This is a genomic window from Undibacterium sp. JH2W, from assembly GCF_049340425.1.
In the GTDB taxonomy this organism is placed as follows: Bacteria; Pseudomonadota; Gammaproteobacteria; order Burkholderiales; family Burkholderiaceae_D; genus Undibacterium.
In genome coordinates this window covers 162,434-187,901 of the sequence record NZ_JBMPOT010000011.1, presented here as the reverse complement: position 1 = coordinate 187,901, position 25,468 = coordinate 162,434, and the positions used below count along the sequence as shown (strand labels likewise).

Genomic DNA, 25,468 nt, shown 5'->3' with positions numbered 1-25,468 from the left:
GCTAATTGGCAATAATCACTGTGATAAAACAAGACCGATGAGGAAGACATGACTGACCTGTCCGTTGCCCAGAACCTGACTGAATATAAACCTGCCAACAAAGTGCGCTTTGTTACCGCCGCTTCCCTGTTCGATGGCCACGATGCCTCGATCAATATCATGCGCCGCATTTTGATGGCGAATGGGGCAGAGGTGATCCATCTGGGTCATAACCGTTCGGTAGAAGAAATCGTGACTGCCGCTCTGCAGGAAGATGCCCAGGGCATTGCCATTTCCAGTTACCAGGGTGGCCACGTCGAATACTTCAAATACATGATAGACCTGCTCAAGCAACGCGGCGGTGCGCATATCAAGGTATTTGGCGGCGGCGGTGGTGTCATCGTGCCGGAAGAAATCGCCGACCTGCATGCCTATGGCGTAACCCGTATTTTCAGCCCTGAAGATGGCCAGCGCATGGGCCTGGTGGGCATGATTTTATCGATGATACAGGCTTGCGACAGTGATCTGTCCGGTTATGCACCAACGACGCTGGCAGTATTGCAGCAAGGCGATATTGCCGACAAACATCGCCCGCTGGCACAATTGATTACCGCGCTGGAAAACGACAAGGTCGCGCCGGAATTGCGCAAGCAATTGATGGATGCGGCCAAAGCCAGCAAGGCACCAACCCTGGGTATTACGGGTACTGGTGGTGCTGGTAAATCTTCACTGACAGATGAACTCATACGCCGTATACGCCTGGACCAGGATGATCACCTGAACATCGCCCTGATTTCCATCGACCCATCGCGCCGCAAATCTGGCGGTGCCTTGCTGGGTGACCGCATACGCATGAATGCGATCAACCCATGGAAGGGCAAGCTCAAGGTTTTCATGCGTTCGCTGGCAACCCGTGAAGCAGGCTCAGAAATTTCACAAGCCTTGCCAGATGTCATCGCTGCCTGCAAGGTTGCCGGTTTTGATCTGGTCATCGTCGAGACTTCAGGCATAGGCCAGGGTGATGCGGCGATTGTGCCGCATGTGGATGTCTCCATGTATGTCATGACACCAGAGTTTGGTGCTGCATCTCAACTGGAAAAAATCGACATGCTCGATTTTGCCGATTTTGTCGCCATCAATAAATTCGACCGCAAAGGTGCACAGGATGCCTTGCGTGATGTCGCCAAACAGTACCAGCGCAACCGCGAATTGTGGACACAGAAGCCAGATGAAATGCCAGTCTATGGCACCCAGGCTTCACGCTTCAATGATGATGGCGTGACAGCGCTGTACCAAGGCATCTTGCCAGCACTGGTGCAACGTGGCTTGCTGGCCAAGCCCAGCAAGCTGGCAGCCATCAGCGTCAAATATTCCAGTGCCAAAAACGTGATTGTGCCACCAGCACGAAGCCGTTACCTGGCTGAGATTGCTGACACGGTACGCGCCTATCACAAGAATACCGGCAAGCAGGTCTTGATAGCCCGTGAACGCCAGCAACTGCAAGAAAGCAAGCGCATGCTGTCAGTGGCAGGCAAGTCTGCTGATTTTGATGACTTGATTACCGAGCGTGAAAACTGCCTCGATGGCGAATCCAAAAAACTCATCAGCATGTGGCCAGACATGCAGGCCGCCTACGCTGGTGATGAATATGTCGTCAAGATTCGCGATAAAGAGATACGCACCCGCCTGGTACAGCAATCCCTGTCTGGCACCAAGATACGCAAGGTGGCATTGCCGCGCTTTGTCGATCACGGCGAAATTCTGCGCTGGCTGATGCTGGAAAACGTGCCGGGTTCTTTCCCTTTCACCGCTGGTGTGTTTGCCTTCAAACGCGAAGGTGAAGACCCTACCCGCATGTTCGCCGGTGAGGGTGATCCTTTCCGTACCAACCGCCGCTTCAAGCTGGTATCGCAAGGCATGGATGCGAAACGTCTGTCTACTGCTTTTGACTCAGTGACCCTGTACGGCGCAGACCCGGCCATACGTCCTGACATCTACGGCAAGGTTGGCAATTCCGGCGTTTCTGTTGCGACGCTGGAAGACATGAAGGTCTTGTATGATGGCTTTGACCTGTGTGATCCGGCCACATCGGTGTCCATGACCATCAACGGCCCGGCACCGACCATACTGGCTTTCTTCATGAATACTGCGATTGATCAGCAGATGGAAAAATTCCGCGTCGATAACAAGCGTGAGCCGACTGCCGATGAATCCGCCAAGATACGTGCCTGGGTATTGCAAAATGTACGCGGCACGGTGCAGGCAGATATTCTTAAGGAAGATCAGGGGCAAAACACCTGCATCTTCTCGACAGAATTCTCGCTGAAGGTCATGGGTGACATACAGGAATATTTTGTCCATCACCAGGTGCGCAATTTCTATTCTGTCTCCATCTCTGGTTACCATATCGCCGAAGCTGGCGCGAACCCGATTTCTCAACTGGCGTTCACACTGTCGAATGGCTTCACCTTTGTCGAAGCCTATCTGGCACGCGGCATGCACATTGATGATTTTGCGGCCAACCTGTCCTTCTTCTTCAGCAATGGCATGGACCCTGAATACACGGTACTGGGCCGCGTGGCCCGCCGTATCTGGGCAGTGGCCATGCGTGACAAATATGGTGCGAATGACCGTAGCCAGAAACTGAAATATCATATCCAGACCAGTGGCCGTTCCCTGCATGCGCAAGAGATCGATTTCAACGATATCCGCACCACGCTACAAGCCCTGATTGCGATTTACGACAACTGCAACAGCCTGCACACCAATGCCTATGATGAGGCGATCACCACGCCTACCGATGAATCAGTGCGCCGTGCCCTGGCTATCCAGCTCATCATCAACCGTGAATGGGGTCTGGCGAAAAATGAGAACCCTATCCAGGGCAGCTTTATCATCGAAGAACTGACTGACATGGTGGAAGAAGCCGTCATGCAGGAGTTTGAACGCATCGCAGAACGCGGTGGTGTACTGGGTGCGATGGAAACCGGCTATCAGCGCGGCAAGATACAGGAAGAATCCATGCACTATGAACACCTGAAACATGACGGCACCTTGCCCATCATCGGTGTGAATACTTTCCGCAATCCTAAAGCCAATGACACGCCGCAGAAGATAGAACTGGCGCGTTCTACTGAAGAAGAAAAGCAATCGCAGTTGCAACGCCTGGCAGATTTCCATGGCCGTCATGCGGACGTGGCCCCGAAGGCACTGGCAGCCTTGCAGCAGGCGGCGATCAATAATGAGAATGTGTTTGCCAGGTTGATGGATGCGGCAAGGGTTTGTTCGCTGGGGCAGATTACTACGGCGCTGTTCGAAGTAGGGGGACAGTACAGACGCAACATGTAGTTGTGTCACGCTGATAAATCCATTAAGCGGGCGCATTACTGCGTTGCAAATGCGCAATACCGACGTATTGCTGTGCAAGGGTTAACCTTGGCCTTGTACTGCATCCCGCTGAATGAATTTCTCAGCATGCCACGGATACGGTTTGCTGGCGGCTCTGCGCGCCATTTTGTAAGGCAACAAAAAGCCCGAATATGCATTCGGGCTTTTTGTTTTTTGCTAAGTGCTTTTTATTGCTAGAATACCCATTCACTTATTAATTTTGCCTAGGCTGTGATTTGGCGGCCTTTAGGAGTATTTCATGCGCACTATTATTTTCTTGGCTTGTCTCTCTATTCTCGCTGCCTGCAACAAACCTGCAGAACCCAAGGTGGAGCCTAAGGCTGAATCCTCCGCTCCCAATCTTCTTTCCGCGCAGAAAGAGCAGCTGGATAAGGCGAAGGCGGTGGCGGATACGGTGCAAAGGGTGGCGGATGAACAAAGGGCGGTTATTGAGGTCAATACCGGTGGGGCTGCCGCCAAACCTGCCAAGAATGATGCGAATAAGTAGTATCTGCCCTGGTCAAGGCTGGGCTGGCGGCTTATTTATTTGTTTTCCTTATGTAAGGAGTCTTGAATGCCGATCTCTTTTCGTCGTCTTGCTTTAGCTGTTAGTCTTAGCCTGCCTTTGCTTGTTCATGCGCAATTGCCGGTGCAGGCCAACCCTGATCATGCAGCCATGCTGGCCAGCGCAGACGCAGGTCTGGCTGCCAATAAGCGCCTGGTGTATGACTTTTGGCGCGAAGTGTTTGAAGGCGGGCATATGGAGCTGGCGGATAAATACTTGGCAGAAAGCTATATACAGCATAACCCCAGTGTAGCGACCGGGCGTGCGGGCTTTGTGGAACTCTTCAGCAAATTCGTCAAGCCTAAAGAAATACAGGCCATGGTCAAGGCGCCGCTGGTGGCGATCACTGCCGAGGGTGATAAAGTGATCTTGAGCTTTGTCAGTACCGTGCCAGACCCCAAAGATACCAGCAAAAAATACACGACCACCTGGTTCGATATGTTCCGCATAGAAAATGGGAAAATTGCAGAACATTGGGACCCGGCCTTAAAAGACAGTCATTGAGAGGTTTGCGCTTAAATGTTGCATAAGAATTTGCTTTCCGAAGCGGCTGCTTTGCCAGTCGCCTGGCGGTCTACTATTTTGGGTAAAGCGGGTGGTGCGCAAGTTAAAGTCTTACGCATGGATGCGCGTGATTATCCAGATGAAACCCACGATTTTACTGAAGCCTTACTGGTACTGGATGGGCAAATGAACCTGGATATCCACGGTGAGATTGTGACTGTCAAAGCCGGGGAGTTGTATCTGGTGCCTGCCCATACACCACATGCAGTTGCTGCGGGGAGTAAGGGTACGCTGGTTATTATTGATCAATAAACGGCTTGAGGTTACCAGGAGTTTTGGCTGTAGCTTGTGCACTTCATCTTGAATTCACCATATTTAGAACGGAGACAGCATCATGCAAAAAATCACCCCTTTCCTCTGGTTTGATCACCAGGCTGAAGAAGCCGTGCAGTTTTACATAGACATCTTCAAAGACGGAAAAATCCTGCACCTGGCCCGCTATGGCGAAGGAGCACCCCTGCCCAAGGGCACGGTACTGACCATCAAGTTCACTGTGGCAGGACAAGAATTTGTGGCCTTGAATGGCGGCCCTCATTACACTTTTACCCCGGCGATTTCTTTCGTCGTCAATTGTGATACCCAGGAAGAAGTCGATTATTACTGGGACAAATTACTGGCGGGTGGCGGTCAGGAAAACCAGTGCGCCTGGCTCACGGACAAATATGGTGTCTCCTGGCAAGTCGTGCCGCAAGCCCTGATCAGCTATCTCAATGATGCTGACCCGGAAAAAGCGCAAAGGGTCATGATGGCCATGTTCCAGATGAAAAAAATCATCATCGCTGATCTGGACCGGGCTTATGCCGGGTCTTGAGTTTGTAACTTGTGTAAATATTTTTAGCAACTTTTAAAGACCAGCTTTATTTATGTAAGAGTGTCAGGTAGGGTGGTGATCAGATGCATTTTTCCTGTCCCGGTTTTTTCCTGACTTCATACTATCATCATGCATACAAAGGTAAATAAAATTGAAATTATTCAAGTCAACAATAGCGGCGTTTTTTTTATGCGCCATCGCGGGGTTTGCCATGGCTGAAACCGTCGTCATGAATCCTTATGGTAAATACCTGGAAGGTGAAGATGTAGAAGTAGAGGTGGCACAATTCGCTGCCAAAAACGCCGATGGTTTATATGATGTTTTGCTGAAAATGCGAGGTGCCGCGGCATTTAATGCTGGCATTGATGGCAAGACTATTAAATACCGTGCTGTACCAGGCGGCTCCGGTGTCGATTACCAGGTCAATGGCAAAACCCGCATGACCATGCGTCAAAATAATGGCGCTTCTTACTTCCAGGTATTCCTGGATGGCAGGGGGATTTCCATTGCTGAAGTCAAAGTACATTCGCAGGAAGTGCGGCCCCTGCATTTGCTGACGGCTTCGACGGAAAGTGGCAAGTAAATAGTTTTCATAAAATGCCTGTCAGAAGACAGGCATTTTTTTAGCCTGCACTATGTCATGCCGCAAGTGCTCTGCAAACTTGGGTATAAGTAGCTAAAATGCTTTTTTACAGATGCCATCTGTCTGTTTGTCTGTGCTTGCAGACAAGCGCAGGAGCAGGAATGAACAAGTATTTTCAGAGACTATATGCATACTAAAAAACTTTTATTGAGTTTGTTTGAATACAAGGCCTGGGCCAATACTGAGCTGTATCAGTTGATGGCCAGCGTGCCTGCTGATACCTATGCGCGTGAATTGCATGATGCCATACGCATACTCAATCATATCCATGTCGTTGACCAGATATTCGTGGCGAATCTGCAAGGGCAGCGACATGCCTTTACTTCCCTCAACACCAAGGAAACACCTGCACTGGCTGACTTGCAGCAAGGCGTGCAAGAATTAGACCTATGGTACAAAACCTATATTACTGCCCAGTCCGAGGACAGCTTTGCTGAGAACATCCATTTCACCTTTGTCGATGGCAAGCCTGGTTGCATGTCATGTGGCGAAATGCTCCTGCATGTGGCTACGCATGGAAATTACCACCGCGGTGCAGTAGGCCGCATCTTGTTCCAGACAGGCACGCAGCCACCACGTGATACCTTGACGGTGTACCTGAGCCAGCAAGCTGCGGCCCAGCCTTGATACACATACGCAAAGCCAGCGACGGAGATGCCTGCGCATTACAGGCAATCTACCAACAATGCGTCATAACTGCTGTTTGGCAGACGCGATCCGCAGAGAATATTCCTGATTTCACCAGTGCGTCCATAGGCGAGACTGTCTGGGTAGCCGTGGATGCCACAGATCAGGCAGTGGCTCTGGTGGCAGTGCAAGACGCCGGGGCTTATATCCACCATTTATATGTAGATCCGGAAGCGCAGGGGCAAGGCATGGGCAAGGCACTGTTGCAACACCTGCAAACCTATCTGGCTTTCCCCTGGCGTTTGAAATGTGTGGCAGAAAATCATGACGCCCTGAAATTTTATCAGCACCTGGGCTGGCAAGAAATTGAGCAGGGGCACAGCGAGGATGGCGTTTATTGGCTGCTGGAGCATACCGGGCTACTGTGATGAACGCGGCTCTACCATCTGTGATTGAGTTGATTTGGTAAAAAAACCAATCCTTAATAGAGCTGTTTAGAGCTGTTTAGAGCTGTTTAGAGCTGTTTAGAGCTGTTACACATTGTGGAGTCTTGATACTGTCGGATTTGCCGCTAGTGCTCTGCCCGAGGTATGATGAGTGCTGACAAATCCACTTCGTTGATTACTCCGCATTCAGCTCAATCAGGACTGCCCATGCCAGGCAAAGTTGAAGTATCCAGAGTTGCCCTATACCGTGCCATGGTAGAGCAGGCTCTGGATGCCTTGCTGGTATTGGAAGGTGAACATTTCATTGACTGTAATCCCAGTGCCGAAAAAATGTATGGATTGACAAGGGAGCAACTATTGCTGTGTACGCCCTTGCATTTGTCTGCCAAGACCCAGTTTGACGGACGTGATTCCCTGACCGCTGCTGCGGCATATATCGCACTGACCAAATCAGGCCAGCCTCAGCGTTTCGACTGGGCCTCACGCAAGGCCGATGGCAGTCTGTTCACGACGGAAGTGGCGCTGAGCCTACTGGACGAAGATGGCAGGCAGTGCATCATTGCAGTGGTGCGTGATGTCACCGAGCGCAGACAAGCCGAGCTGGTGGCGCGCAAGAAAAATGAAAAACTACGGATTTTGCTGGAAAATTTCCCTGGCGGCGTTTCCCTGATCGATGAAAATCTCAGGGTGGTTGCCTGGAATAATGAATTGTTGCGCATGCTGGATTTGCCGCCAGCCTTGTTCCAGGGCCAGCAACCGCTGGCGCGCGAAGTATTCGAGGCTAATATCAAGCGGGGTGAATACGGGGAATTCAGTGCCGCCAGTGATGAAAAGAAACTGGCCAAGCTCATGGACATCATACAAAGTGATACTCCCTATTCTTATGAGCGCACACGTTCGGATGGCAGCATCATAGAAGTGCGTGGTGTACCGGTAGAAGGTGGTGGCTTTGTCACTACCTGTATGGACGTGACGGCAAAGCATCATATAGAGCAGGAGTTCCGCAAGCAGTCGCTTTTCCTGAAAGCCGTGCTGGCACATATGCCCCAGGGCTTGAGCGTGTTTGACGCGCAACTGCAACTCTATTTATGGAACCAGGGTTTCCTCGACGTACTCAACTATCATCCTGACACCATTTATCAGGGTGTACCCTTTGCCGACTTGTTGCGCATCATGGCCGAGCGTGGTGAATATGGTGAGGGTGATATAGACGAGCTTGTCAATACACGGCTGCAGCTTGCCAGGCAATTCCAGGCACATCAGTTTGAACGCACACGACCAAATTTCCACACCCATCTGGTCCAGGGCAAGCCCATCCATGAGAATGGCAAGCTGCAAGGATTTGTGACTACCTATACTGATATCACCGAGCTAAAAAAAGTGCAAATGGCCTTGTCGAAAGCCAATGCCTTGCTGGAGCAAAATATCGCTGAGCGGACCACAGAACTGCGCCATACCCAGGATGATTTGATGCGCAGTGAAAAACTGGCTGCCCTGGGTTCGCTGGTGGCAGGGGTGGCACATGAACTCAATACTCCCATAGGCAATAGTTTGTTGACCTCCAGCACCTTGCAAGCCAAGACCCAGGAATTTGCCCAGAAGGTGGACGAGGGCAACTTACGTCGCTCGGACCTGAACGCCTATCTGCAAGCGGCCCAGCATGCCAGTGAATTGATAGAGCATGGTTTAAAGAGTGCGGCTGACCTGGTTGCCAGTTTCAAGCAGGTGGCAGTAGACCAGGCCAGCTCCAAGCGTCGGCGTTTTCATGTCAGCAAGGTATGCCATGATGTCATTGCCACCATGATGTCCAAGATACGCCAGGCCGGCTTGCAGATCAGCATGGATATCCCCGTACATATAGAAATGGATAGTTTTCCCGGCCCCTTCGATCAAGTTATTTGTAACCTTGTGGACAATGCCATTTTGCATGCCTTTGAGGGCAGGGCCGATGGCCACATACAAATCCAGGCCAGCATGCTGGACCAGGACAGACTGGAAATCCGCTTTACAGACAATGGCGTAGGCATACCAAAAGAAAACCTGAGCCGCGTTTTTGATCCTTTTTTTACCACCAAGTTGGGTCAGGGAGGCAGCGGGCTGGGCATGAACATCGTCTACAACATTGTCACCAGTTTATTGGGGGGCGATATCCGCATCGATAGTGAAGAAGGAAGCGGCACTAGCTTTATCATGCAAATTCCCTTGTTTGCCCCGGTCAATGATACTGACTGATATGCTCGGGTATTGCCGGTTACAGGCAGGTGCTCGGGTATACTGGGCTTCTTTTTGCATCAAGAAAGTAACTCATGTCCACCTTCCCCGCCTGCCCAGTCTGCTTCATGGAAAATACCTATCCTGATGGCGACAATTATATCTGTGCCGATTGCGCGCATGAGTGGCCCATGCATGCAGCAACCGCAGCAGACGATCATGATGAGCGCATAGTCAAAGATTCGAATGGCAATGTGCTGGCTGATGGAGATGCCGTAGTCCTCATCAAGGATTTGAAGGTCAAGGGCTCATCCACCACGCTGAAAATGGGTAGCAAGGTAAAAAGCATACGCCTGGTTGCCGGCGATCATGAAGTCGATTGCAAGATGGATGCAGGCAATTTCATGTTGAAAGCCTGTTATCTGAAAAAAGTTTAATCTGGAGCCCTACATGCGACACATACTGGTCTACGGCGATTCCATGTCCTGGGGCTTGATCCCCATGACACGCAAACGCCTGAATTTTGAAGAACGCTGGCCAGGTGTACTGGAGATAGGCCTCAATAGTGCAGACCAGCATGTGCGTGTGGTTGAAGATTGCCTCAATGGTCGCCGCACCGTTTGGGACGATCCATTCAAGCCAGGGCGCAATGGAGCGCAAGGCCTGGCGCAGCGCATAGAAACCCTGACTCCCTTGTCGCTGGTGGTTGTCATGCTGGGCATCAATGATTTTCAGTCCATGCATCAGCATGATGCATGGTTGTCCGGCCAAGGTCTGGCGGTGATTATAAACACCATACGCCAGGCGCCAATAGAGCCGGGCATGCAAATCCCGCCCATACTGGTCGTCGCACCGCCCTTGCCCCATACCCCTAAGGGGGCGATTGCTCCTAAATTCGCTGGTTGCGAAGAAAAATCTGCCGGCCTGGCCGATGCTTACAAAGAAGTTGCCGCAACGGCGGGCTGTCACTTCTTTGATGCTGGCAGTGTCGTTGCCTCCAGTGAATATGACGGCGTACATCTGGATGCAGACCAGCATTTGATACTGGGATGGGAGTTGGTCGGTGTCGTTTCTTCCATACTGAAATAAGTTTTCATGAATACTGACCTGCACGCAATTCAAAACTTGTTGGCCAGGTTCGCCAATAGTTTTGATTTGAAAGACTGGGATGCCTTATGCGCCTGCCTGGCAACTTCGATTTATACTGATTATTCCGACTTGCGTGGCACGCCACCTGAGCAAATGAGCAATCAGCATTATGTGGAATTACGTCGCATTGCCCTGCAAGAATTGCGCACCCATCACCTGGGTGGCAATACTGAAATTGAGATCAGCGGCGAGCAGGCCAGGGCAAAAGTGTCGACCATCATTTTTCGCCGGAATGCAGGCGGTGAAACCCTGCATACTCATTGCCTGTATGAATTTGGTTTGCACAAAGTAACCAGCGGCTGGCTCATCAATGCCATAGTCCAGAAAGTATTCTGGAGCGATGGCCAGACTGCGATACATGCAGGCATCGTCAAATAAATAAAGCCACCGTAAAGGTAGCTTATTGTAATTGACAGTGCCTGTCTGGCTGATTTTGCTAATCAGGCAAATTGTATTTGCCCATCATACAGACCTATCAGGGTAATGGCAGCACTGGTATCGGTTGCCGTGACAGCTGCGGCAATTGCCATGCCATTGGTGATAGAAGTTTCTGGTGTCAGGTAATTCAAACCCCATTCAACCGCAAACTGGTTGGCAACCTTGATTTTATTGTCCAGCAAATCAACCACCCAGCCATTGTTCGGGTCACCCTTGAAGACACGCGCGCCAGCCAATATGGCACTGACCATGGAGCCGCGGCTAAATATGCCATTGTCGAGTTGATTGAGCCAGTATTTCATGCCAGCTGCATCGGCCCCATCTTTGGCACCCAGGGCATTCTTGTAAATATTATTGATGAAATCCGTATTGCTGAGCCCCGCGGTATAACCGGTTTGTGCCGGGAATTTCGCTGCTGCCTCGAAAAAAACATCCCCTATCTGCTTGAGTGTTAGCCCAGACTTGAATTGCGTGACCCAGTAATCAAGGCCATCGGCATCCGGCACGCAATTGAAATAGGCAACATACAATTCTTCCAGCGAATGCAGGTCTGCCGTCTTGATGGAGTGGGCATTATCGTAGACCGTGGTATTGACGATGAAGTCAGAAAACTGGATTTTCTCTACGCTATGTGTTGCCCAGTAAGCAGCATTCTGATTGCCTAGCATTAAAGTGTTGTTACCGATTTCACTGATGAAATAACTGCCTCCCCCTTTGCCCAGTTTGGCATTGAGGACCAGGGTATCAATACCGCTACCGCCATCGATATAGTCATAACGCGTCGTGTCAGGGGCATTCAAACCTATAAAATTATTACTCCCGTCGAACTGGTAAATAGTATTGCTGCCATTTAAGCCACCGCTGGGGCCGCTAATATTGATGATGGTTTTGTCCAGCGTCGTGGTTTCGACTTGCTGGGTGGTGTTCAAGTCTTTGCGTATATAGCCGGTGTTATCGATAGTCGTCAGGCTCAGGCTGGCCCCGGATTTGTAGGCACCGGAAGCATAGGCATCAAAATAGATCTTATCTGTTGTATTGACCGTGTTGCCATTGATTTTCCAGGTATAGGCCAGCAGGCTGCTATCAGGTACGACAGGCTGATAAATACCCGGTATGCTGCTGTAGAGATCCAGGTAGTCGCCTATGGCGGCATAATATTTCAAGGCAAAGGCTTCTTTTTCAGGTGCGCTGAAAGCCACACCCAGATGATTCATTTTTGAATCCAGGGTCGCACGCCAGATGCCAGTATCACGGTAATAGCCACCCTGATAAGTGCCGACTACACCCAGGTCGCCATCCTGAAAGCCTAGCCAGGCAGACCAGGGTATGCGGCTCAGGGAATCAGTGACATGAGGGCTGTTCAGGAAAGCAGAGTTAGTGGTTGGCCAATTGACGGCGGTTTCGCTGTCAACGTACTCATCCTGCAGACCCACAAAGCTGTGACCGATTTCATGCAACACGATTTCAGATGAAGAAATGTTCCCGGCCGATGCCCAGGCGACGTTACCACCACCACCGCCGTACGCAGGAGTATTGACCAGCACCACGACCATTTCATGTGCATCGCTGGCAAAGCTGCCATTGATGACAGTATCCACCTTGGAATCATCTCCATACAGCAAGCGCCCGTCACTGCCATGCTGGCTGGCATCAAAATAGGTATTGACGCTGATATTCTTGTTGGGCTGATCTGTCCCTGATTGCGCAGAGGCGACAAACAGGGCGCTGGCATTGAATAAATTCTTATAGGGTGAAAACGGTGCATTCAGCTTGGCATTGGTATCGCCCAGCATATTGTCGAGAAAGCTTTGTGCATCAGCCAAAAACTTGGCTCTTTCCGCAGCCGTATAGCCTTCGGCGACAAAGACGATATCAACACGGTGTTTGCTACTACCGGTATTCAGTATGGGGGTGATATCTGCCATGATGGATTAGCCTTGTTGTATAGGTAAAGAAGGGGTTTTTTTATGATTAACAACCCCGGTAAATATATTAGCGATTTTGAACAAATGCTATCCTACAACAAGGCCCATCAAAAAAGACATGACTTTCATGTATTGAATTGCAACAAGTGTTGCAATTCCGCTGACACTGCAAATAGTGCATTCAATACACATCGCGCCGGTACAGCCCCAGCTCTGCCATGCTTTCCAGTTTATCCAGCCCCAGCAGTTTGCTCAAGGTCTGGTGTACATCTTCCGCCATGCCTTGCAGGCTGCCGCAGATGAGGATGGTGGCACCTTGCTCTACCCAGGCTTGTATATCTGCGCCCTGTTCTTGCAAGGCATGCTGTACATAACGGCGTTCAGCCTGGTCACGTGAAAAGCACAGGTTCAGTTGACTGAGCACGCCATCGGTTTGCCAGCGCAGTATTTCTTCGCGATGGAAAAAATCATGGGCTGCATTTCTTTCTCCAAAAATCAGCCAGTTCTGCAAGCGGCCATTTGCTGCGCGCGCCTTGATATGGGCACGCAAACCAGCTAGCCCGGTGCCATTACCGATCAGGATGAGCGGGCAGTCTTGCTGTGGCGTATGGAAATTGCGGTTTTCGCGTATGCGCAGTTTGATGGTCTGGCCGATTTCTACATAGGCAGTCAGCCAGCCCGATCCTATGCCCAGACTGCCGTCAGGGCGGTGCATCTGCCGCACCAGTAATTCCAGCTTGCCATCCGCAGGTAGCGATGAGATCGAGTATTCGCGATGCGGCAGGGCAGGGCGCTCGACGAGATGAATTGCTGGATTGGACTCCGGCGGATAATCAGGGCCTATTTCAGCGATATCTCCTGCTCGCCACAGATGATCGCTACTGTCCGTATTTAGTGCTGGCTTATGTGCTGGAATACAGGCGATACGATAAGCAGGTCCACCCAGGCTACCAGGATTGAGCAATTCTCTCTCCGTTAGTATCCAGTCCTGATAACCAGGCTTGCTCCAGTCTGCCATTTCAGTGTGACCGCTGAGCAGACCCAGATAATGTTGCCAATGACGCAGCGCGCCTTCGTCACCATTATCGACTTCTATCATGTCAAACAGGCTATGCGCCTGTTGATGCCTGAGCCAGTGATCCAGCCTGTGGGCAAAGGCACAAAATTGCTGATAATGCCGGTCACCCAGGGCCAGCACGGCAAAATGCAGATGCGATAAATCAAGATTGCCGCTCATCAGCTTGCGGGTGAAGGCAGCCGCATTATCGGGTGCATCTCCTTCACCAGTGGTGCTGACGACAAACAGTATGCGTTTGCTTTTGCCCAGGTTCTCTTGTTTGATGGCAGCCAGGCTGCTGATCGCCACGTTCATGCCTGCATCTTGCAAATGGTGGGCAGTCTTGATGGCGATTTGTTCTGCAAAACCAGTCTGACTGGCATAGGCGACCAGGATGCCTTGCTCATCCATTAAAGCAGCATCACTGCTCAAGCCCTGATGCTGGCTGGCCAGGGCGGCCTTGTGCCTGCTCAGGGTTTGCAGGCAAAAGCTCAGGTAGCTGAAGATGACCAGCGCAGCACTGACTGGTTTTTGTGCAGATGAAGAGAGGAAGAAGCTGGCCAGGCATAATAAGCTCAAGGCCAGGCAGATGCGAGTCATCCAGCATAAAGAGGGCAGGCGCATCATGTTTAATCCAGCATGGCGCGCAGGGTATTGCTGATTTTTTCTTCGTAGCCTTTCGCGGTTCTTTGCAAGAACAAGGCGGCAATCTGATGCTGGTTGGCATACTCCAGCCCGGCGCTGCTACCGAGCACGTTCAGTGCCGTTGCCAGTGCATCTGCCACCATGCATTCAGTGTGCAATACAGTTACCGAGGCCAGATCATTTGCTAGCGGATACCCACTACGCGGGTCCAGTGTATGAGAATAGCGGCGGCCATCCTCCTCAAAATACTGACGATAATCACCTGACGTTGCGACCGCCAAACCATGCAGGGCGATCAGGTATTCCTTATCCAGGCTAGCGCTGCCAGCCGGACTTTCTATCCTGATCCACCAGGGTGACCTGTCCTTCTTCATGCCCAGTCCACGCAGCTCGCCACCCAGCTCTATCAGGTAACTGTTGATATGCTGTGCATTGAGATAACGGGCGATCTGGTCCAGGGCAAAGCCCTTGGCAATCGACGATAAGTCCAGGGCGATGTCGCCAGTCTTGTGCAAACGCAGGTTTAGATGATCGAGTTCCAGTGACTTCCAGTTACCGGCTTGCAATGCAGCCTGAATAGCTTCAGGCTCAGGCACATTACTGCGTTTGCCAGCAGGACCAAAACCCCATAGATCAACCAGTTTGCCCGCAGTGATATCGTAGGCTCCGCCAGTTTGTTGTGACAGGTAAAGACTATAGTCAACCAGCCTGAAAAACTCTGGCGTCACCTCGTGCCAGCTATGCAAGGGTGCGCGATTGAAAGTGCATAACAGCGAGGACGGATCCCAGCTACTCATCTGCATGATGACCTGGTTTAATTCATGCTCTATGCCAACCTGCAAGACCTGGGCGTCGTGTGCTGGCGAGCAAAGTAATTGCACAGTCCAGCGGGTGCCCATGCTATCGCCACTGAGTGTCAGGCTGATGGCAGAGTCGGGCGGATTTTGTGGTTCCGCCACATCCAGCGGTATAAAAACACGACGCATATTACTGTTGATAATAAAGCTTGATTACTGAGGCAAGACTTCCAGCGTTGCTACATAGCTGGCGACTCTGGATTTGGCCGGTGCCTTGGCTTGCTTGTCATCCTTGACTTCGGCTTCCAGCCAGTACATGCCTGCATTTGCCCAGGTCACACTGAACTTGCCTTCATTGTCGGTGACGATGGTTTTTTCATCGAGTTTTTGGCGATAGCGCACACCACCAGGTATCAGGGTCACGCTGACTTTGGCGGCTGGTTTGCCATCCAGGGTCAGACGGAATTGTGCGGTTTCACCAGCGACCAGGTCGTTGGGATGGGTGACACCACTCAATTCCAGGCCATTGCCGGTGATCTCCATGGCTTTGCCACCAGGCTTGCCATTCGTGACAAAGGTTTCTATACGGCCTGAGCGTTGTGTGACTTGCAGTTCTTCTGCATTGGCTGGTACTTCCTTGGCAAAAGTTTCTGGCGTACCGCGCCAGCGTTTGACTTTACCTTCTTCTTTATAGCTGGCAAACAGACCTTCATTGAGTATGCCCATTTTATAGCTACCCGCCTGGCTCAGTTTCACGTCAAAGCTGCTGCGGTATTTGCCTGTACTGGCATTTTCCGGCTTCAGCGCAGTGCCATCCGGTGCCGTGATGAAGAGATTGTCCAGCTTCAAAGGCATGTGATCAAAAACAAAGACATCGGTGGCTGCTGCGGCATCTACGGTTACCCAGGGCGTATTGCCTGCCACCACAGTGGATGAAGGTACCAGGAAGGTGCGGTGTGCCTGGGCTGCAAAAGCGGCGCAAGCCAGTGTCGAGAAAAGGGCGATTTTTTTGATAGTGTGCATGATTATCCTTGAGCTGATTTTTGAGCCGGTTTTTTAGCCTAATTATTTGATGGTCACAGCAATGGCGCCCAGTTCATGGCTGCCCTGGGCTTTGAGGTTTTGCTCGCCCTTGGCTTGCCACTGGAATGGCACTTTGACGACTTCGCGGCCACCACCTTCACGCGCTGCTTCCACGATAAGCTGGTAGTCACCGGCTGGCAGCGTGGCCAGCACACCCTTCTCACCTGAAAAACTCAGGGTTTGCTCACCCGTGGTACGGGTTGCACCGCTGAGGCCATCCACCGGCAATTGCAATTCGCGACCACTGCGACGCCACCATTGACGCAAATCCTTGAGCCATTTGGTTCCCTCGTTGTCCCGCTTTTTCAAGTCATACCAGACCGACAAATTGCCAGCAAATGTCTGGTCTGGTTTTTCCAGCCAGATAGCGACATAGGGTTTGTGGTATTCAGCCACATTCAGGCGTGGCACTTCGACTTTAAGTGTCAGATCAGCCGCGACGACATTCATGGCTGGTGCACCAAGCAGACTGGTGATGGCAAACGGGAGCAATTTACGCATGGGTGTACAACCTTCTTTTGAGTAAGTGTTGAATAATTAATGAATAAACATCAGGGCCAGCATGAGAGGCAACACCAGGCCAAATACCACCACAGGCCAGGTACTGGGGCGCTTGCCTGCATGCATCTTCAGCAGGAACAGGCCAGTCACACAAAAAATCAGGCAGACCACGGCAAAGGCATCGATGAACCAGTTCCAGGCAGTGCCAGTATTGCGACCCTTATGCAAGTCATTGAAATAGGCGATCCAGCCACGGCTGGTCAGCTCATATTCAATCTCGCCATTGTCCAGGGCTATGCGCATCCAGGCGTCGCCGCCGGGGCGAGGCAGGCCTATATACACTTCTTCCGGTGACCATTCCGGCGTTTGATCGCCCAGCTTGATATTCATTTCATGCGCCAGCCAGTCACTGACTTCGCCCGGTATGGCAGCGTCATCGGTATTTTTCAGGGCATTCAATTGCGACAACAGGGCCAGTGGCAGGCGGCCTTCTTTTTTGCTGACCACAGGCTGGGCTTCTATCTGGGCTGAATGGTTCAGGGTGATGCCGGTGGCGGCAAACAGCAACATGGCAATCAGGCAAAGTGCCGAGCTGATCCAGTGCCATTGATGTAAATGCCGTAACCAGAAAGCCCTGCTTTGCTGCGGCGCTAAATTGTCTGAACCGGCTTGCATGGATTTATTCTTGCTCATTCTAAATGATAATTATTCTCAATTGTACATGGAGTCAGGCTGGAAAAGCAGGAGGAATTGTACATTTTTGTTTCTTGCCATCATCCCGATATTTCCAGGCACAAGCTTGCAGCCGCAGTCTGACCATGCTGCGCATGTTAAACTTTTAAGGATTTCAACTTATATTTACCCCATTATGAATGTCGTTATTCTTGCCGCAGGTATGGGCAAACGCATGCAATCTTCCCTGCCCAAGGTCTTGCATACACTGGCAGGCCAGCCCCTGCTGAACCATGTGATTGCCACGGCGCGCCAACTCAAGGCCAGCAATATTTGCGTGGTTTATGGTCATGGTGGTGAGCAAGTGCCAACTACCGTGGCTGCGCAAGACTTGCGTTTCGCCCTGCAAGAGCCGCAACTGGGTACTGGCCATGCGGTAGCCCAGGCCTTGCCCGTGCTCGATATCAGCCAGCCTACCCTGGTCTTGTATGGTGATGTGCCGTTGACTACTGCCAGCAGCCTGGCGCGCCTGATGGCGGTTGCCGGCAATGACAAACTAGGCATACTGACTGTGAATATGACAGACCCGACCGGCCTGGGCCGTATGGTCAGGGAAGCAGGCGTCATCACACGCATCGTCGAACAAAAAGATGCCAATGAGGCAGAACGCCAGATCACCGAAACCAATACCGGCATCATGCTGATACCCACCGCCCACCTGCAAAAATGGCTGGGCAACTTGTCCAATAAAAATGCCCAGGGCGAATATTATTTGACTGACATCGTCGCCCAGGCGGTTGCCGATGGTGTTGAGGTCGTCTCTGCCCAACCAGATGCAGTCTGGGAAACCCTGGGTGTTAACAGCAAGGTGCAATTGGCCGATCTGGAGCGTACCCATCAAAAAAATATCGCCCTCAAACTGCTGGAGCAAGGCGTGGGCCTGTATGACCCGGCCCGCATTGATGTACGTGGCAGCTTGCAATGCGGGCGTGATGTCACTATCGATGTAGGTTGTGTCTTTATTGGCGAGGTCCATCTGGAAGACGGCGTGAGCATAGGCCCTAACTGCGTCATCAAGGATGCCCGTATCGCTGCAGGCAGCAATATCAAGGCTTTCTGCCATATAGAAGATGCCACGGTCGGTGCCAAATCACAGATAGGCCCTTATGCGAGATTGCGCCCGGGGACTGAGCTGGCAGAGGACGTACACATCGGTAATTTTGTCGAAGTAAAAAATAGCCAGATCGCTGCACACAGCAAGGCCAATCACCTGGCCTATATCGGTGACGCCACCATAGGCAGCCGCGTCAATATCGGTGCGGGTACGATTACCTGCAATTATGATGGCGTAAACAAATCCCGTACCATCATCGAGGACGATGCCTTCATAGGCAGCGATACCCAACTGGTGGCACCTGTGCGGGTGGGCAAGGGCGCGACGCTGGGCGCGGGCACGACGCTGACCAAGGATGCGCCGGAAGGCAAGCTGACCGTATCACGCGCAAAACAAATCACGATCGATGGCTGGCAGCGTCCAGTCAAAATCAAGAAGTAAAACAGTCGTGCAGCGGCCAACCCGGAGTTGGCCGCATACATCCGGCAGATCACAATGCCTGCAATAACTGCGCAGCTTTCTGAGCTTGCGGCGCATTGTTTTTCACTATCTCATTCAGATATTTTTTCGCTTCATCGGCATGATTTTTCTCTGCCGCCACAGTCGCCGCGCGCATCCACACTGCACCGCGGAAATTCACATCAGTCTGGGCAAACTGCTGGGCATCGATGACATCTTTCAGCAACTGTTCACCCTGCTCATGGCGGTTCATGATTTTTGGTACCGCCAGATAAGTGGCGGCGGCGACAAAGCGCACTTCCAGCGCTACCGGTACGCTGCCATGCATGGCCTGGCTGGTGCTCGCCAGTTGCAAAGCCTGTTCCACCATCGCTGTGCCATCTTCCAGTGCCGTGGCTTTTTCTGCTTTGGCAAATTTATCGAGTGAAGACTTGGCTGTTGCGGCACCGGCATAAGACATTAGCAGAGGGTTGCCTGGCTCTTGCTGGAGCAAGTGATTGAAGTTGGCAGCGGCTTGCAAATTGGCGGTTCTGCTGGCATCGATCTCGGCTTGTGCCAATGAATTGATGTAATCCTGGTTCAGCCAGGCAGTCACTGCATTGGCAACATATTGTTCCTGGCTGATCGTCGGTGTGCTGATCAGTTGTTTGACCGCGCTCTTGAATTCAGTTTCAGAGAAAGCCATGGCATTGCTGCTGGCCAGGGTGGCGATACCTGCGGCAAGCAGCAGGGTTCTGATCGTCGTAGTAGTAAAAATGTTTTTCATGATGGGCTCCATTCAGTAAGTGATTTGCGTTGTTGGGGACAGCAATGACAGATTAAGACCTGGCTAGGCAAGTCACTACCTGTATGAGATCAGGCGCAGGAATATGGTGTGAAGCATGAAAAATCTGGCGTGAAAGGAAAGCTGGAGCAGAGAGGCTAATTCACAACACTGCACTGCCCTGGCCAGGACAAAGTGCTCTTAGAAAGGCAACTGAAAGCTTGTACTCCTTAGCATGTGTAGCGACTACATGACAGACATGTTGTTCGCAAAACAAAAATTTCCATAGGAGAACACCAATGAAGAAGCTACTTGGCCTGGCCACGCTGGCGTGCATGGCAACAGCAGCCCATGCGCAATCTACCGTCACGATTTATGGCTTGATAGATGCCAACATCACCTACAACAATAATGCCGATGCCAATAAAGGCAGCCAGTTCAAACTCAATAGCGGCGGCATGAATACCTCGCGCTTTGGCTTGCGTGGCAGTGAAGACCTGGGCGGTGGCTTGAAAGCCATCATGCAACTCGAAGGCGGCATCCTGCTCGACACGGGTGCTTCTGATGGCGATATCTTTGGTCGTCAGGCCAATGTCGGTCTGCAAGGTGATTTTGGCCGTGTCATCGCTGGTCGCTCTTACAGTACTACCTACGATTTCATCCTGCCCTTTGACCCCATGGGTTATGCGCCGCAATATTCCTGGGCGACTTCTGCTGGTGCTACAGGTGGTCGCAAAGATGGCATGTTGACCACCATTTCCAACCTGGTCAAATACCAGTATGACGGCAAGGGCTACAAACTGGGTGCGACATATGGTTTTGGTGAAGTGGCAGGCAACACTGCCGGCAATGCCAAATACATAGTTGCAGCCAGTGCCTTTGATGGCCCCTGGGCAGCAGTCATCACCTATGAGCAAAACAATAGCGCGCCTGTCGCCAATGGTTCCTATGACCAGGCCAAGGTCTTGCACCTGGCAGGCTCATATGATTTTGGTGAGGTGAAGCTGTTTGCTGGTTACCGCAATTTCAAGAAAACCCTGGCGACAGGTGCAGCAGATCAACGCAGTGATACCTTGTGGCTGGGTGGCAATTATGCGTTGACACCCGCCTGGACCTTGACGGGCGTCTACTACTATCAGGACATCAAGAATGTGGCAGCAGGTGCAGATGCCGATCCGGGTTTGCTGACACTGCGCGCCAAATACGCCATGTCGAAACGCACTGATATTTATATTGCTGGCGGCTATGCCAAAGCCAGCAATAACAAACTGACAGGTGTGTCACGTGATGATGCAGGCTTTGCGACTAACCAGACTTCAGCAACTGTTGGTATACAACACCGCTTCTAAACTTGCAAAATAAAATTGGCCTGTAGGAGCGGCTTCAGCCGCGAACAGCATACCGTTACGGCTGTAAACGTTCGCGGCTAAAGCCGCTCCTGCGAACCCTGGCAAAGCCTATGTTAATGCGGCCTGACATCTTTCTTCAAAGCCGCCATCGCCATCTTTTCGACCAGGCCAGGTGCTATCAATTTCAACCAGCGACCAAGCTTGCCCTTGAAGCTCATGACCACTTCACGGTCACCACGCTCATAGCCACGTATGATCAGCGACGCGCATTCTTCTACCGACATGGCATCGTCTTCTTTCAAGCCGCTCTTGCCTGCTGCTTCACCCGCAGCGTTATAGCCATGGTAACGTATTTTGGTGGCGACGACACCGGGGTAGGCCAGCGTGACCCTGACGCCAGCCTCTTTCAATTCTGAGCGCAGGCATTCAAAAAAACCAGCCATGGCAAACTTGCTGGCACTATACGCGGTGCGGCCAGGTACACCGATCAGGCCAGCCAGTGAAGAGACGGCGACGATGGCACCGCGTGATTTTTTAAGGTGGGGCAGGGCAGCGTGGGTGCACCAGACGCTACCCCAGAAATTGATACGCATCAGCTCTTGATACCAGCCCAGGTTATCCACTTCTTCCAGCAAGGCCTGGGCTGATTTTCCGGCATTATTGATGAGTACATCAATGCTGCCAAATTGTTCTACGGCAGCCTCTATCAGATTGCGGCAATTGGCTTCCATGCCGACATCGGTTTTTACGATTAAAGATACAGCACCAAAGGTCTTGCATTCGGCAGCGACTTTCTTGAGTGCTTCTTCATTGCGCGCCGCCAACACCAGTGCCAGGCTGGCTCCATATTTCCTGGACAGCTGACGCGCGATTTCTGCTCCTATTCCATCTGAACTACCGGTAATGACGACGACCTTGTGCTTTGCCTTCATAGTTTATAGCTTTCATCCGTTCGATCAAGTTTGCGTATCAGGGAAGGCCAGACAAAGGCACCACCCAAACCACCAGTCTGTACGCGCATGGCTTCTGCCACCCCTTTGACGATGAGGGGATTCACATGGACCAATTCCCCGCCTGCCTGCGCTGCCAGTTGTATCTGGCAAGTCGCTTCAAAGGTGTACATGGACAGGAAGGCATCGGCGATCGATTTGCCCACTGTCAATAAACCATGATTGCGCAACACCAGAAAGTTAGCCTGTCCCATGTCAGCTTGCAAGCGCGGCTTTTCATCTTCCCTGAAAGCAACGCCCTCATAATCATGATAAGCCAGCGATGCCAGCACAAAAGTCGATTGCTGCGACAGCGGCAGCACGCCACATTTTTGTGCGCTGACAGCCACACCCGCCCGCGTATGCGTATGCAAAACACATTGCACATCTTCTCGCGCAGCATGTACTGCACTATGAATGACAAAGCCAGCCGGGTTCACCGGAAAGGGTGAATCAATCACCTTATTGCATTGCTGGTCGACCTTCACCAGAGAGGACGCCGTGATTTCATCAAACATCAAACCATATGGGTTGATGAGGAAATGATGCTCAGGCCCAGGGATGCGTGCACTGATATGGGTAAATACCAGGTCGCTCCAGCCATAGGCTGCCACCAGGCGATAACAGGCCGCCAGATCGGTGCGTAATTGCCATTCTTCTGCGCTGACCTGATCTTTGATTGAGTTTATCTGCATATTGTCTCCAGTGTTGTTTTTTTGTGATTTGGACATACACAAAACCGCCCCAAAGCGTTGCAGCTCCCGCATTCAGCAATACCTTGTACTAAAGTACTGTCTTCGTCGCTACGGTGTTTTGGGGTTTCAGACAACATGTTGTCTGCCAAAGTAACGAACCGCTCCTGCAAGAGCGGTTTCCCATAGCGATAGCCTTGTTGGGGCAATTTTGTGTATGTCCTATTGATTGTTATTTATCGTTATTGGCGCTGATAGCCGCTTTATAAATTGTATTGCGCGGCTGGCTGAACAGCTTTTTTAGCATGGGTTCAAATTCCACCAGCGGAAAAGTTTCTGCATGCGCATCAAAAGAAGGGTTGTCGTACAGGGCGCAAAATTCTGCCGTGCGTTCAAAATGGGGATGAGAGCGGAATTGCTCGCGCATGTCCCTGTCCATCCCTAGATGATGGAAAAAATAATGCCCCTGGAAAATACCATGGTGTTGCACCATCCACAGGTTTTCTTCGCTGACAAAAGGCTTGAGTATGGCAGCGGCAATATCGGGATGATTGAAAGAACCCAGGGTGTCGCCTATGTCATGCAAGAGAGCACAGCAGACATATTCATCATCGCGGCCATCCCGCAAGGCGCGCGTGGCGGTTTGCAGCGAGTGAGTAAAACGATCTATCGGGAAACCACCATAGTCCCCTTCCAGCAAACGCAAGTGTTGTAACACCCTGTCGGGCAAGCCCTGGGCAAACTGGCGAAACTCGCCGCCTATCAATTGCCAGTCTTGCTGGGTACTGTCCTCCATGCGGACGAATTGAGCACGATGTTGCATTTGAATACTCCCTGAAGAAGAGGCAGAGACATACCTTACAATGTAGATTCCCATTGCAACTGTCAAATATTTTACAATTTGATTATTGCCGACTACTGTTGATAATTTTTCTGTTAGTGCAGATTGCAGATGACATCACAAGCACATCTAATGAACACCCTGCTGGCCGACCCATGGTTCGCCAGCTTGCCTTTAGCAGACCGTAAGACCATGTTAGTCTCTTGTGAACATTTGCGCTTACGTCCAGGTGAAATGTTGTTCCGGCAAGGTGACGCGCCCTGTGGTTTTTATGCCCTGCTCAGTGGCACAATCAAGATGTCTACCCTGAGTATGGAAGGGCGCGAAGCCATACTTATTTTCCTTGAGGCGGCTACCTGGTTTGGTGAAATCTCCCTGATCGACGAGATGCCACGCACCCACGATGCAACGGCGCTGGAAGAGGTGGAGTTACTGGTACTTGATCCTGCAGTTTTTCGCAGCATGATGCAGCGCAATTCCTTCGCCGCCGCGATAGCGCACATGCTGGCCAGGCGCATACGCTTGCTGTATGGCATAGTTGAAGATGCCAGCCTGCGTTCAGTACGGGCCAGGGTGGCGCGTCGTTTGCTGTTGCTGGCAGAAGTTGCCCAGCGCCAGCAAAACCAGCATGCCATAGTGCCGGTAACCCAAGAGGCACTGGCCATGATGCTGGGCATGACACGTCAAACCTTATCGAAAGAATTAAGATTTTTCAAGCAACATGGTTTGATACGCCTGGCTTATGGCAAGATAGAAATTCTGGCGGAAAACAAGCTATTTGCCTTATGTGACAAAGAGTGACTTTTCTGACGGCAATCTTGCTTGCTGCAAAGCATCTTTCTGGTCTATCGTATGCAGGTTCGTTATCAAGGTGAGTCTTGATGAATATGCTGACAAAGTGCCATACTGTGCTGTTCTTGCTCCTGAGCCATTTATTATCCCCTGCTCAGGCTGCATGTTCACGCGTCATTAATACACCAGTTGCACCATTGGGGTTTAGTGTGATTGTCAATGGTGATAATGTCACTGGTATCTATCCTGACATCTTGCGTAGTTTGTCTGTCAAAGAAAGTTGCCAATTCCAGTTTTCTTCTGTCCCACGCGCACGCCTGGAAGTGATGTTTGAAAACGGTCAGGCCGATTTGCTATTCCCTGCCATACGCACGGCCAAGCGCGATGAACACGGGATTTTCGTGCCTATGATCTACACCCGCGCCACCTTGATTTCCTTGCAATCGGCCCGCCCCCCCATACGCAGCCAGCAAGAATTGCTGGAGCAAAAAAACCTCAAAGTGGCCGTGGTGCGCGGCTTTGACTATGGCGAGGGTTACCAGACCCTTTTATCCGAGTTGAACAAGCAAGGCAGACTCATCATGGAAGCCGACCCCGTTTCTGTTGCCCGCATCATGAAATCTGGTGTTGCAGACGCAAGCGTCATGGCACCCTATATTTTTGCCGGTGCTGTACAGGGTGATACCAGGGTCGATGATATGGCTGACAAAATCAGGTATGAGCCCTTGGCGGAACTGGGTTGGGGTGATAGCGGGATATACCTGTCCAAAAAAAGCCTGAGTCAGGATGACCGCAATGCCTTGCAAGAGATGATGGAACGTGCTGCCCGTTCTGGCCAGGTGTGGAAATTGTTTTTACGGTATTACAAACCGGAAGTACTGAAAGAGGGTAATCGACCCCGTCAATAGTCAGGAAATAATCGTGGTTTGCTTGATCGCTGATGTACTGATTGCTGAATGTTGTTGAATG

26 protein-coding genes are annotated in these 25,468 nt (G+C 51.4%); 16 read left to right on the top strand and 10 right to left on the bottom strand.

Annotation, left to right across the window (positions count from 1 at the left end; all coding sequences use genetic code 11):
• The first annotated feature begins 48 nt into the window (after positions 1–48).
• The 12 genes from icmF to ACO0LC_RS18120 all read left to right on the top strand — a co-directional run bounded on the left by icmF (position 49) and on the right by ACO0LC_RS18120 (position 10,760).
• Positions 49–3,327 carry a fused isobutyryl-CoA mutase/GTPase IcmF gene (gene icmF, locus ACO0LC_RS18175; protein ID WP_423005616.1) on the top strand — a complete coding sequence of 1,093 codons (3,279 nt, stop codon included), beginning with the start codon at positions 49–51 and terminating at the stop codon, positions 3,325–3,327.
• Positions 3,328–3,625: 298 nt separating this feature from the next.
• The gene (locus ACO0LC_RS18170) at positions 3,626–3,874 is read left to right on the top strand and encodes a hypothetical protein (protein WP_423005614.1); all 249 of its coding nucleotides are present in this window, start codon (positions 3,626–3,628) and stop codon (positions 3,872–3,874) included.
• 66 nt (positions 3,875–3,940) lie between these two features.
• Positions 3,941–4,435 (top strand): nuclear transport factor 2 family protein, encoded by a 495-nt coding sequence (locus tag ACO0LC_RS18165; protein WP_423005612.1) that lies wholly within the window; start codon positions 3,941–3,943, stop codon positions 4,433–4,435.
• Between the two features lie 15 nt (positions 4,436–4,450).
• Positions 4,451–4,747: a cupin domain-containing protein gene (locus ACO0LC_RS18160; protein WP_423005610.1), complete on the top strand. Its 297-nt coding sequence runs from the start codon at positions 4,451–4,453 to the stop codon at positions 4,745–4,747.
• A gap of 82 nt (positions 4,748–4,829) precedes the next feature.
• Complete coding sequence (locus ACO0LC_RS18155) at positions 4,830–5,306, top strand: VOC family protein (RefSeq protein ID WP_423005608.1); 477 nt, start codon at positions 4,830–4,832, stop codon at positions 5,304–5,306.
• A gap of 211 nt (positions 5,307–5,517) precedes the next feature.
• Positions 5,518–5,889 carry a hypothetical protein gene (locus ACO0LC_RS18150; RefSeq protein ID WP_423005606.1) on the top strand — a complete coding sequence of 124 codons (372 nt, stop codon included), beginning with the start codon at positions 5,518–5,520 and terminating at the stop codon, positions 5,887–5,889.
• Between the two features lie 186 nt (positions 5,890–6,075).
• On the top strand, positions 6,076–6,576 hold the full coding sequence (locus ACO0LC_RS18145) for a DinB family protein (RefSeq protein WP_423005604.1): 501 nt from the start codon (positions 6,076–6,078) through the stop codon (positions 6,574–6,576).
• A complete protein-coding gene (locus tag ACO0LC_RS18140; RefSeq protein WP_423005602.1) occupies positions 6,573–7,004 on the top strand; it encodes a GNAT family N-acetyltransferase in 432 nt (143 codons plus the stop codon). The genes ACO0LC_RS18145 and ACO0LC_RS18140 overlap by 4 nt, the downstream gene beginning before the upstream one ends.
• Positions 7,005–7,229: 225 nt before the next feature.
• Positions 7,230–9,254, top strand: coding sequence for a PAS-domain containing protein (locus ACO0LC_RS18135; protein ID WP_423005600.1), 2,025 nt, complete (start codon positions 7,230–7,232; stop codon positions 9,252–9,254).
• A gap of 74 nt (positions 9,255–9,328) precedes the next feature.
• Complete coding sequence (locus tag ACO0LC_RS18130; protein WP_423005598.1) at positions 9,329–9,670, top strand: zinc ribbon domain-containing protein YjdM; 342 nt, start codon at positions 9,329–9,331, stop codon at positions 9,668–9,670.
• Between the two features lie 13 nt (positions 9,671–9,683).
• Positions 9,684–10,322, top strand: coding sequence for an SGNH/GDSL hydrolase family protein (locus tag ACO0LC_RS18125; RefSeq protein ID WP_423005596.1), 639 nt, complete (start codon positions 9,684–9,686; stop codon positions 10,320–10,322).
• A gap of 6 nt (positions 10,323–10,328) precedes the next feature.
• Positions 10,329–10,760, top strand: coding sequence for a nuclear transport factor 2 family protein (locus ACO0LC_RS18120; protein WP_423005594.1), 432 nt, complete (start codon positions 10,329–10,331; stop codon positions 10,758–10,760).
• A gap of 62 nt (positions 10,761–10,822) precedes the next feature.
• Here the strand turns inward: ACO0LC_RS18120 and ACO0LC_RS18115 are convergent, their stop codons facing one another.
• From ACO0LC_RS18115 to ACO0LC_RS18090, 6 genes are all read right to left on the bottom strand, one after another.
• The gene (locus ACO0LC_RS18115; RefSeq protein WP_423005592.1) at positions 10,823–12,745 is read right to left on the bottom strand and encodes a M64 family metallopeptidase; all 1,923 of its coding nucleotides are present in this window, start codon (positions 12,743–12,745) and stop codon (positions 10,823–10,825) included.
• A 181-nt stretch (positions 12,746–12,926) separates the two neighbouring features.
• On the bottom strand, positions 12,927–14,429 hold the full coding sequence (locus ACO0LC_RS18110; RefSeq protein ID WP_423005590.1) for a sulfite reductase subunit alpha: 1,503 nt from the start codon (positions 14,427–14,429) through the stop codon (positions 12,927–12,929).
• A gap of 2 nt (positions 14,430–14,431) precedes the next feature.
• The gene (locus ACO0LC_RS18105) at positions 14,432–15,433 is read right to left on the bottom strand and encodes an FAD:protein FMN transferase (RefSeq protein WP_423005588.1); all 1,002 of its coding nucleotides are present in this window, start codon (positions 15,431–15,433) and stop codon (positions 14,432–14,434) included.
• A 24-nt stretch (positions 15,434–15,457) separates the two neighbouring features.
• Positions 15,458–16,267 (bottom strand): DUF4198 domain-containing protein, encoded by an 810-nt coding sequence (locus ACO0LC_RS18100; RefSeq protein ID WP_423005586.1) that lies wholly within the window; start codon positions 16,265–16,267, stop codon positions 15,458–15,460.
• 42 nt (positions 16,268–16,309) lie between these two features.
• Positions 16,310–16,828, bottom strand: a complete 519-nt coding sequence (locus tag ACO0LC_RS18095; RefSeq protein WP_423005584.1) for a DUF2271 domain-containing protein — start codon at positions 16,826–16,828, stop codon at positions 16,310–16,312.
• 36 nt (positions 16,829–16,864) lie between these two features.
• A complete protein-coding gene (locus ACO0LC_RS18090) occupies positions 16,865–17,521 on the bottom strand; it encodes a PepSY-associated TM helix domain-containing protein (protein WP_423005582.1) in 657 nt (218 codons plus the stop codon).
• 175 nt (positions 17,522–17,696) lie between these two features.
• Between ACO0LC_RS18090 and glmU the strand changes: the two genes are divergently transcribed.
• Positions 17,697–19,055, top strand: coding sequence for a bifunctional UDP-N-acetylglucosamine diphosphorylase/glucosamine-1-phosphate N-acetyltransferase GlmU (glmU, locus tag ACO0LC_RS18085; RefSeq protein WP_423005580.1), 1,359 nt, complete (start codon positions 17,697–17,699; stop codon positions 19,053–19,055).
• Positions 19,056–19,104: 49 nt separating this feature from the next.
• Here the strand turns inward: glmU and ACO0LC_RS18080 are convergent, their stop codons facing one another.
• Entirely contained in the window at positions 19,105–19,839 is a 735-nt protein-coding gene (locus ACO0LC_RS18080; protein WP_423005578.1) for a hypothetical protein, read from the bottom strand.
• Positions 19,840–20,135: 296 nt separating this feature from the next.
• On the opposite strand from ACO0LC_RS18080, the gene ACO0LC_RS18075 reads away from it, so the two are divergent.
• Positions 20,136–21,185, top strand: coding sequence for a porin (locus ACO0LC_RS18075; protein ID WP_423005576.1), 1,050 nt, complete (start codon positions 20,136–20,138; stop codon positions 21,183–21,185).
• A gap of 113 nt (positions 21,186–21,298) precedes the next feature.
• On the opposite strand, the gene ACO0LC_RS18070 is transcribed toward ACO0LC_RS18075, so the two are convergent.
• From ACO0LC_RS18070 to ACO0LC_RS18060, 3 genes are all read right to left on the bottom strand, one after another.
• Entirely contained in the window at positions 21,299–22,117 is an 819-nt protein-coding gene (locus tag ACO0LC_RS18070) for an SDR family oxidoreductase (RefSeq protein ID WP_423005574.1), read from the bottom strand.
• Positions 22,114–22,869, bottom strand: coding sequence for a class II aldolase/adducin family protein (locus ACO0LC_RS18065; protein ID WP_423005572.1), 756 nt, complete (start codon positions 22,867–22,869; stop codon positions 22,114–22,116). The genes ACO0LC_RS18070 and ACO0LC_RS18065 overlap by 4 nt, the downstream gene beginning before the upstream one ends.
• A 229-nt stretch (positions 22,870–23,098) precedes the next feature.
• Positions 23,099–23,689: an HD domain-containing protein gene (locus ACO0LC_RS18060; protein WP_423005570.1), complete on the bottom strand. Its 591-nt coding sequence runs from the start codon at positions 23,687–23,689 to the stop codon at positions 23,099–23,101.
• A gap of 150 nt (positions 23,690–23,839) precedes the next feature.
• Here ACO0LC_RS18060 and ACO0LC_RS18055 point away from each other — a divergent pair, with 150 nt between their 5' ends.
• Together ACO0LC_RS18055 and ACO0LC_RS18050 are read left to right on the top strand one after the other, a co-directional pair.
• Positions 23,840–24,508, top strand: a complete 669-nt coding sequence (locus tag ACO0LC_RS18055) for a Crp/Fnr family transcriptional regulator (RefSeq protein ID WP_423005568.1) — start codon at positions 23,840–23,842, stop codon at positions 24,506–24,508.
• Between the two features lie 80 nt (positions 24,509–24,588).
• Entirely contained in the window at positions 24,589–25,407 is an 819-nt protein-coding gene (locus ACO0LC_RS18050; RefSeq protein WP_423005566.1) for a substrate-binding periplasmic protein, read from the top strand.
• Positions 25,408–25,468: the final 61 nt, after the last annotated feature.

Bases quoted from the DNA above. Each gene is read 5' to 3' on its own strand.
- icmF (WP_423005616.1), top strand. From the start codon at position 49: ATGACTGACCTGTCCGTTGCCCAGAACCTGACTGAATATAAACCTGCC.
- ACO0LC_RS18170 (WP_423005614.1), top strand. From the start codon at position 3,626: ATGCGCACTATTATTTTCTTGGCTTGTCTCTCTATTCTCGCTGCCTGC.
- ACO0LC_RS18165 (WP_423005612.1), top strand. From the start codon at position 3,941: ATGCCGATCTCTTTTCGTCGTCTTGCTTTAGCTGTTAGTCTTAGCCTG.
- ACO0LC_RS18160 (WP_423005610.1), top strand. From the start codon at position 4,451: ATGTTGCATAAGAATTTGCTTTCCGAAGCGGCTGCTTTGCCAGTCGCC.
- ACO0LC_RS18155 (WP_423005608.1), top strand. From the start codon at position 4,830: ATGCAAAAAATCACCCCTTTCCTCTGGTTTGATCACCAGGCTGAAGAA.
- ACO0LC_RS18150 (WP_423005606.1), top strand. From the start codon at position 5,518: ATGGCTGAAACCGTCGTCATGAATCCTTATGGTAAATACCTGGAAGGT.
- ACO0LC_RS18145 (WP_423005604.1), top strand. From the start codon at position 6,076: ATGCATACTAAAAAACTTTTATTGAGTTTGTTTGAATACAAGGCCTGG.
- ACO0LC_RS18135 (WP_423005600.1), top strand. From the start codon at position 7,230: ATGCCAGGCAAAGTTGAAGTATCCAGAGTTGCCCTATACCGTGCCATG.
- ACO0LC_RS18130 (WP_423005598.1), top strand. From the start codon at position 9,329: ATGTCCACCTTCCCCGCCTGCCCAGTCTGCTTCATGGAAAATACCTAT.
- ACO0LC_RS18125 (WP_423005596.1), top strand. From the start codon at position 9,684: ATGCGACACATACTGGTCTACGGCGATTCCATGTCCTGGGGCTTGATC.
- ACO0LC_RS18120 (WP_423005594.1), top strand. From the start codon at position 10,329: ATGAATACTGACCTGCACGCAATTCAAAACTTGTTGGCCAGGTTCGCC.
- ACO0LC_RS18115 (WP_423005592.1), bottom strand. From the start codon at position 12,745: ATGGCAGATATCACCCCCATACTGAATACCGGTAGTAGCAAACACCGT.
- ACO0LC_RS18110 (WP_423005590.1), bottom strand. From the start codon at position 14,429: ATGATGCGCCTGCCCTCTTTATGCTGGATGACTCGCATCTGCCTGGCC.
- ACO0LC_RS18105 (WP_423005588.1), bottom strand. From the start codon at position 15,433: ATGCGTCGTGTTTTTATACCGCTGGATGTGGCGGAACCACAAAATCCG.
- ACO0LC_RS18100 (WP_423005586.1), bottom strand. From the start codon at position 16,267: ATGCACACTATCAAAAAAATCGCCCTTTTCTCGACACTGGCTTGCGCC.
- ACO0LC_RS18095 (WP_423005584.1), bottom strand. From the start codon at position 16,828: ATGCGTAAATTGCTCCCGTTTGCCATCACCAGTCTGCTTGGTGCACCA.
- ACO0LC_RS18090 (WP_423005582.1), bottom strand. From the start codon at position 17,521: ATGAGCAAGAATAAATCCATGCAAGCCGGTTCAGACAATTTAGCGCCG.
- glmU (WP_423005580.1), top strand. From the start codon at position 17,697: ATGAATGTCGTTATTCTTGCCGCAGGTATGGGCAAACGCATGCAATCT.
- ACO0LC_RS18080 (WP_423005578.1), bottom strand. From the start codon at position 19,839: ATGAAAAACATTTTTACTACTACGACGATCAGAACCCTGCTGCTTGCC.
- ACO0LC_RS18075 (WP_423005576.1), top strand. From the start codon at position 20,136: ATGAAGAAGCTACTTGGCCTGGCCACGCTGGCGTGCATGGCAACAGCA.
- ACO0LC_RS18070 (WP_423005574.1), bottom strand. From the start codon at position 22,117: ATGAAGGCAAAGCACAAGGTCGTCGTCATTACCGGTAGTTCAGATGGA.
- ACO0LC_RS18065 (WP_423005572.1), bottom strand. From the start codon at position 22,869: ATGCAGATAAACTCAATCAAAGATCAGGTCAGCGCAGAAGAATGGCAA.
- ACO0LC_RS18060 (WP_423005570.1), bottom strand. From the start codon at position 23,689: ATGCAACATCGTGCTCAATTCGTCCGCATGGAGGACAGTACCCAGCAA.
- ACO0LC_RS18055 (WP_423005568.1), top strand. From the start codon at position 23,840: ATGAACACCCTGCTGGCCGACCCATGGTTCGCCAGCTTGCCTTTAGCA.
- ACO0LC_RS18050 (WP_423005566.1), top strand. From the start codon at position 24,589: ATGAATATGCTGACAAAGTGCCATACTGTGCTGTTCTTGCTCCTGAGC.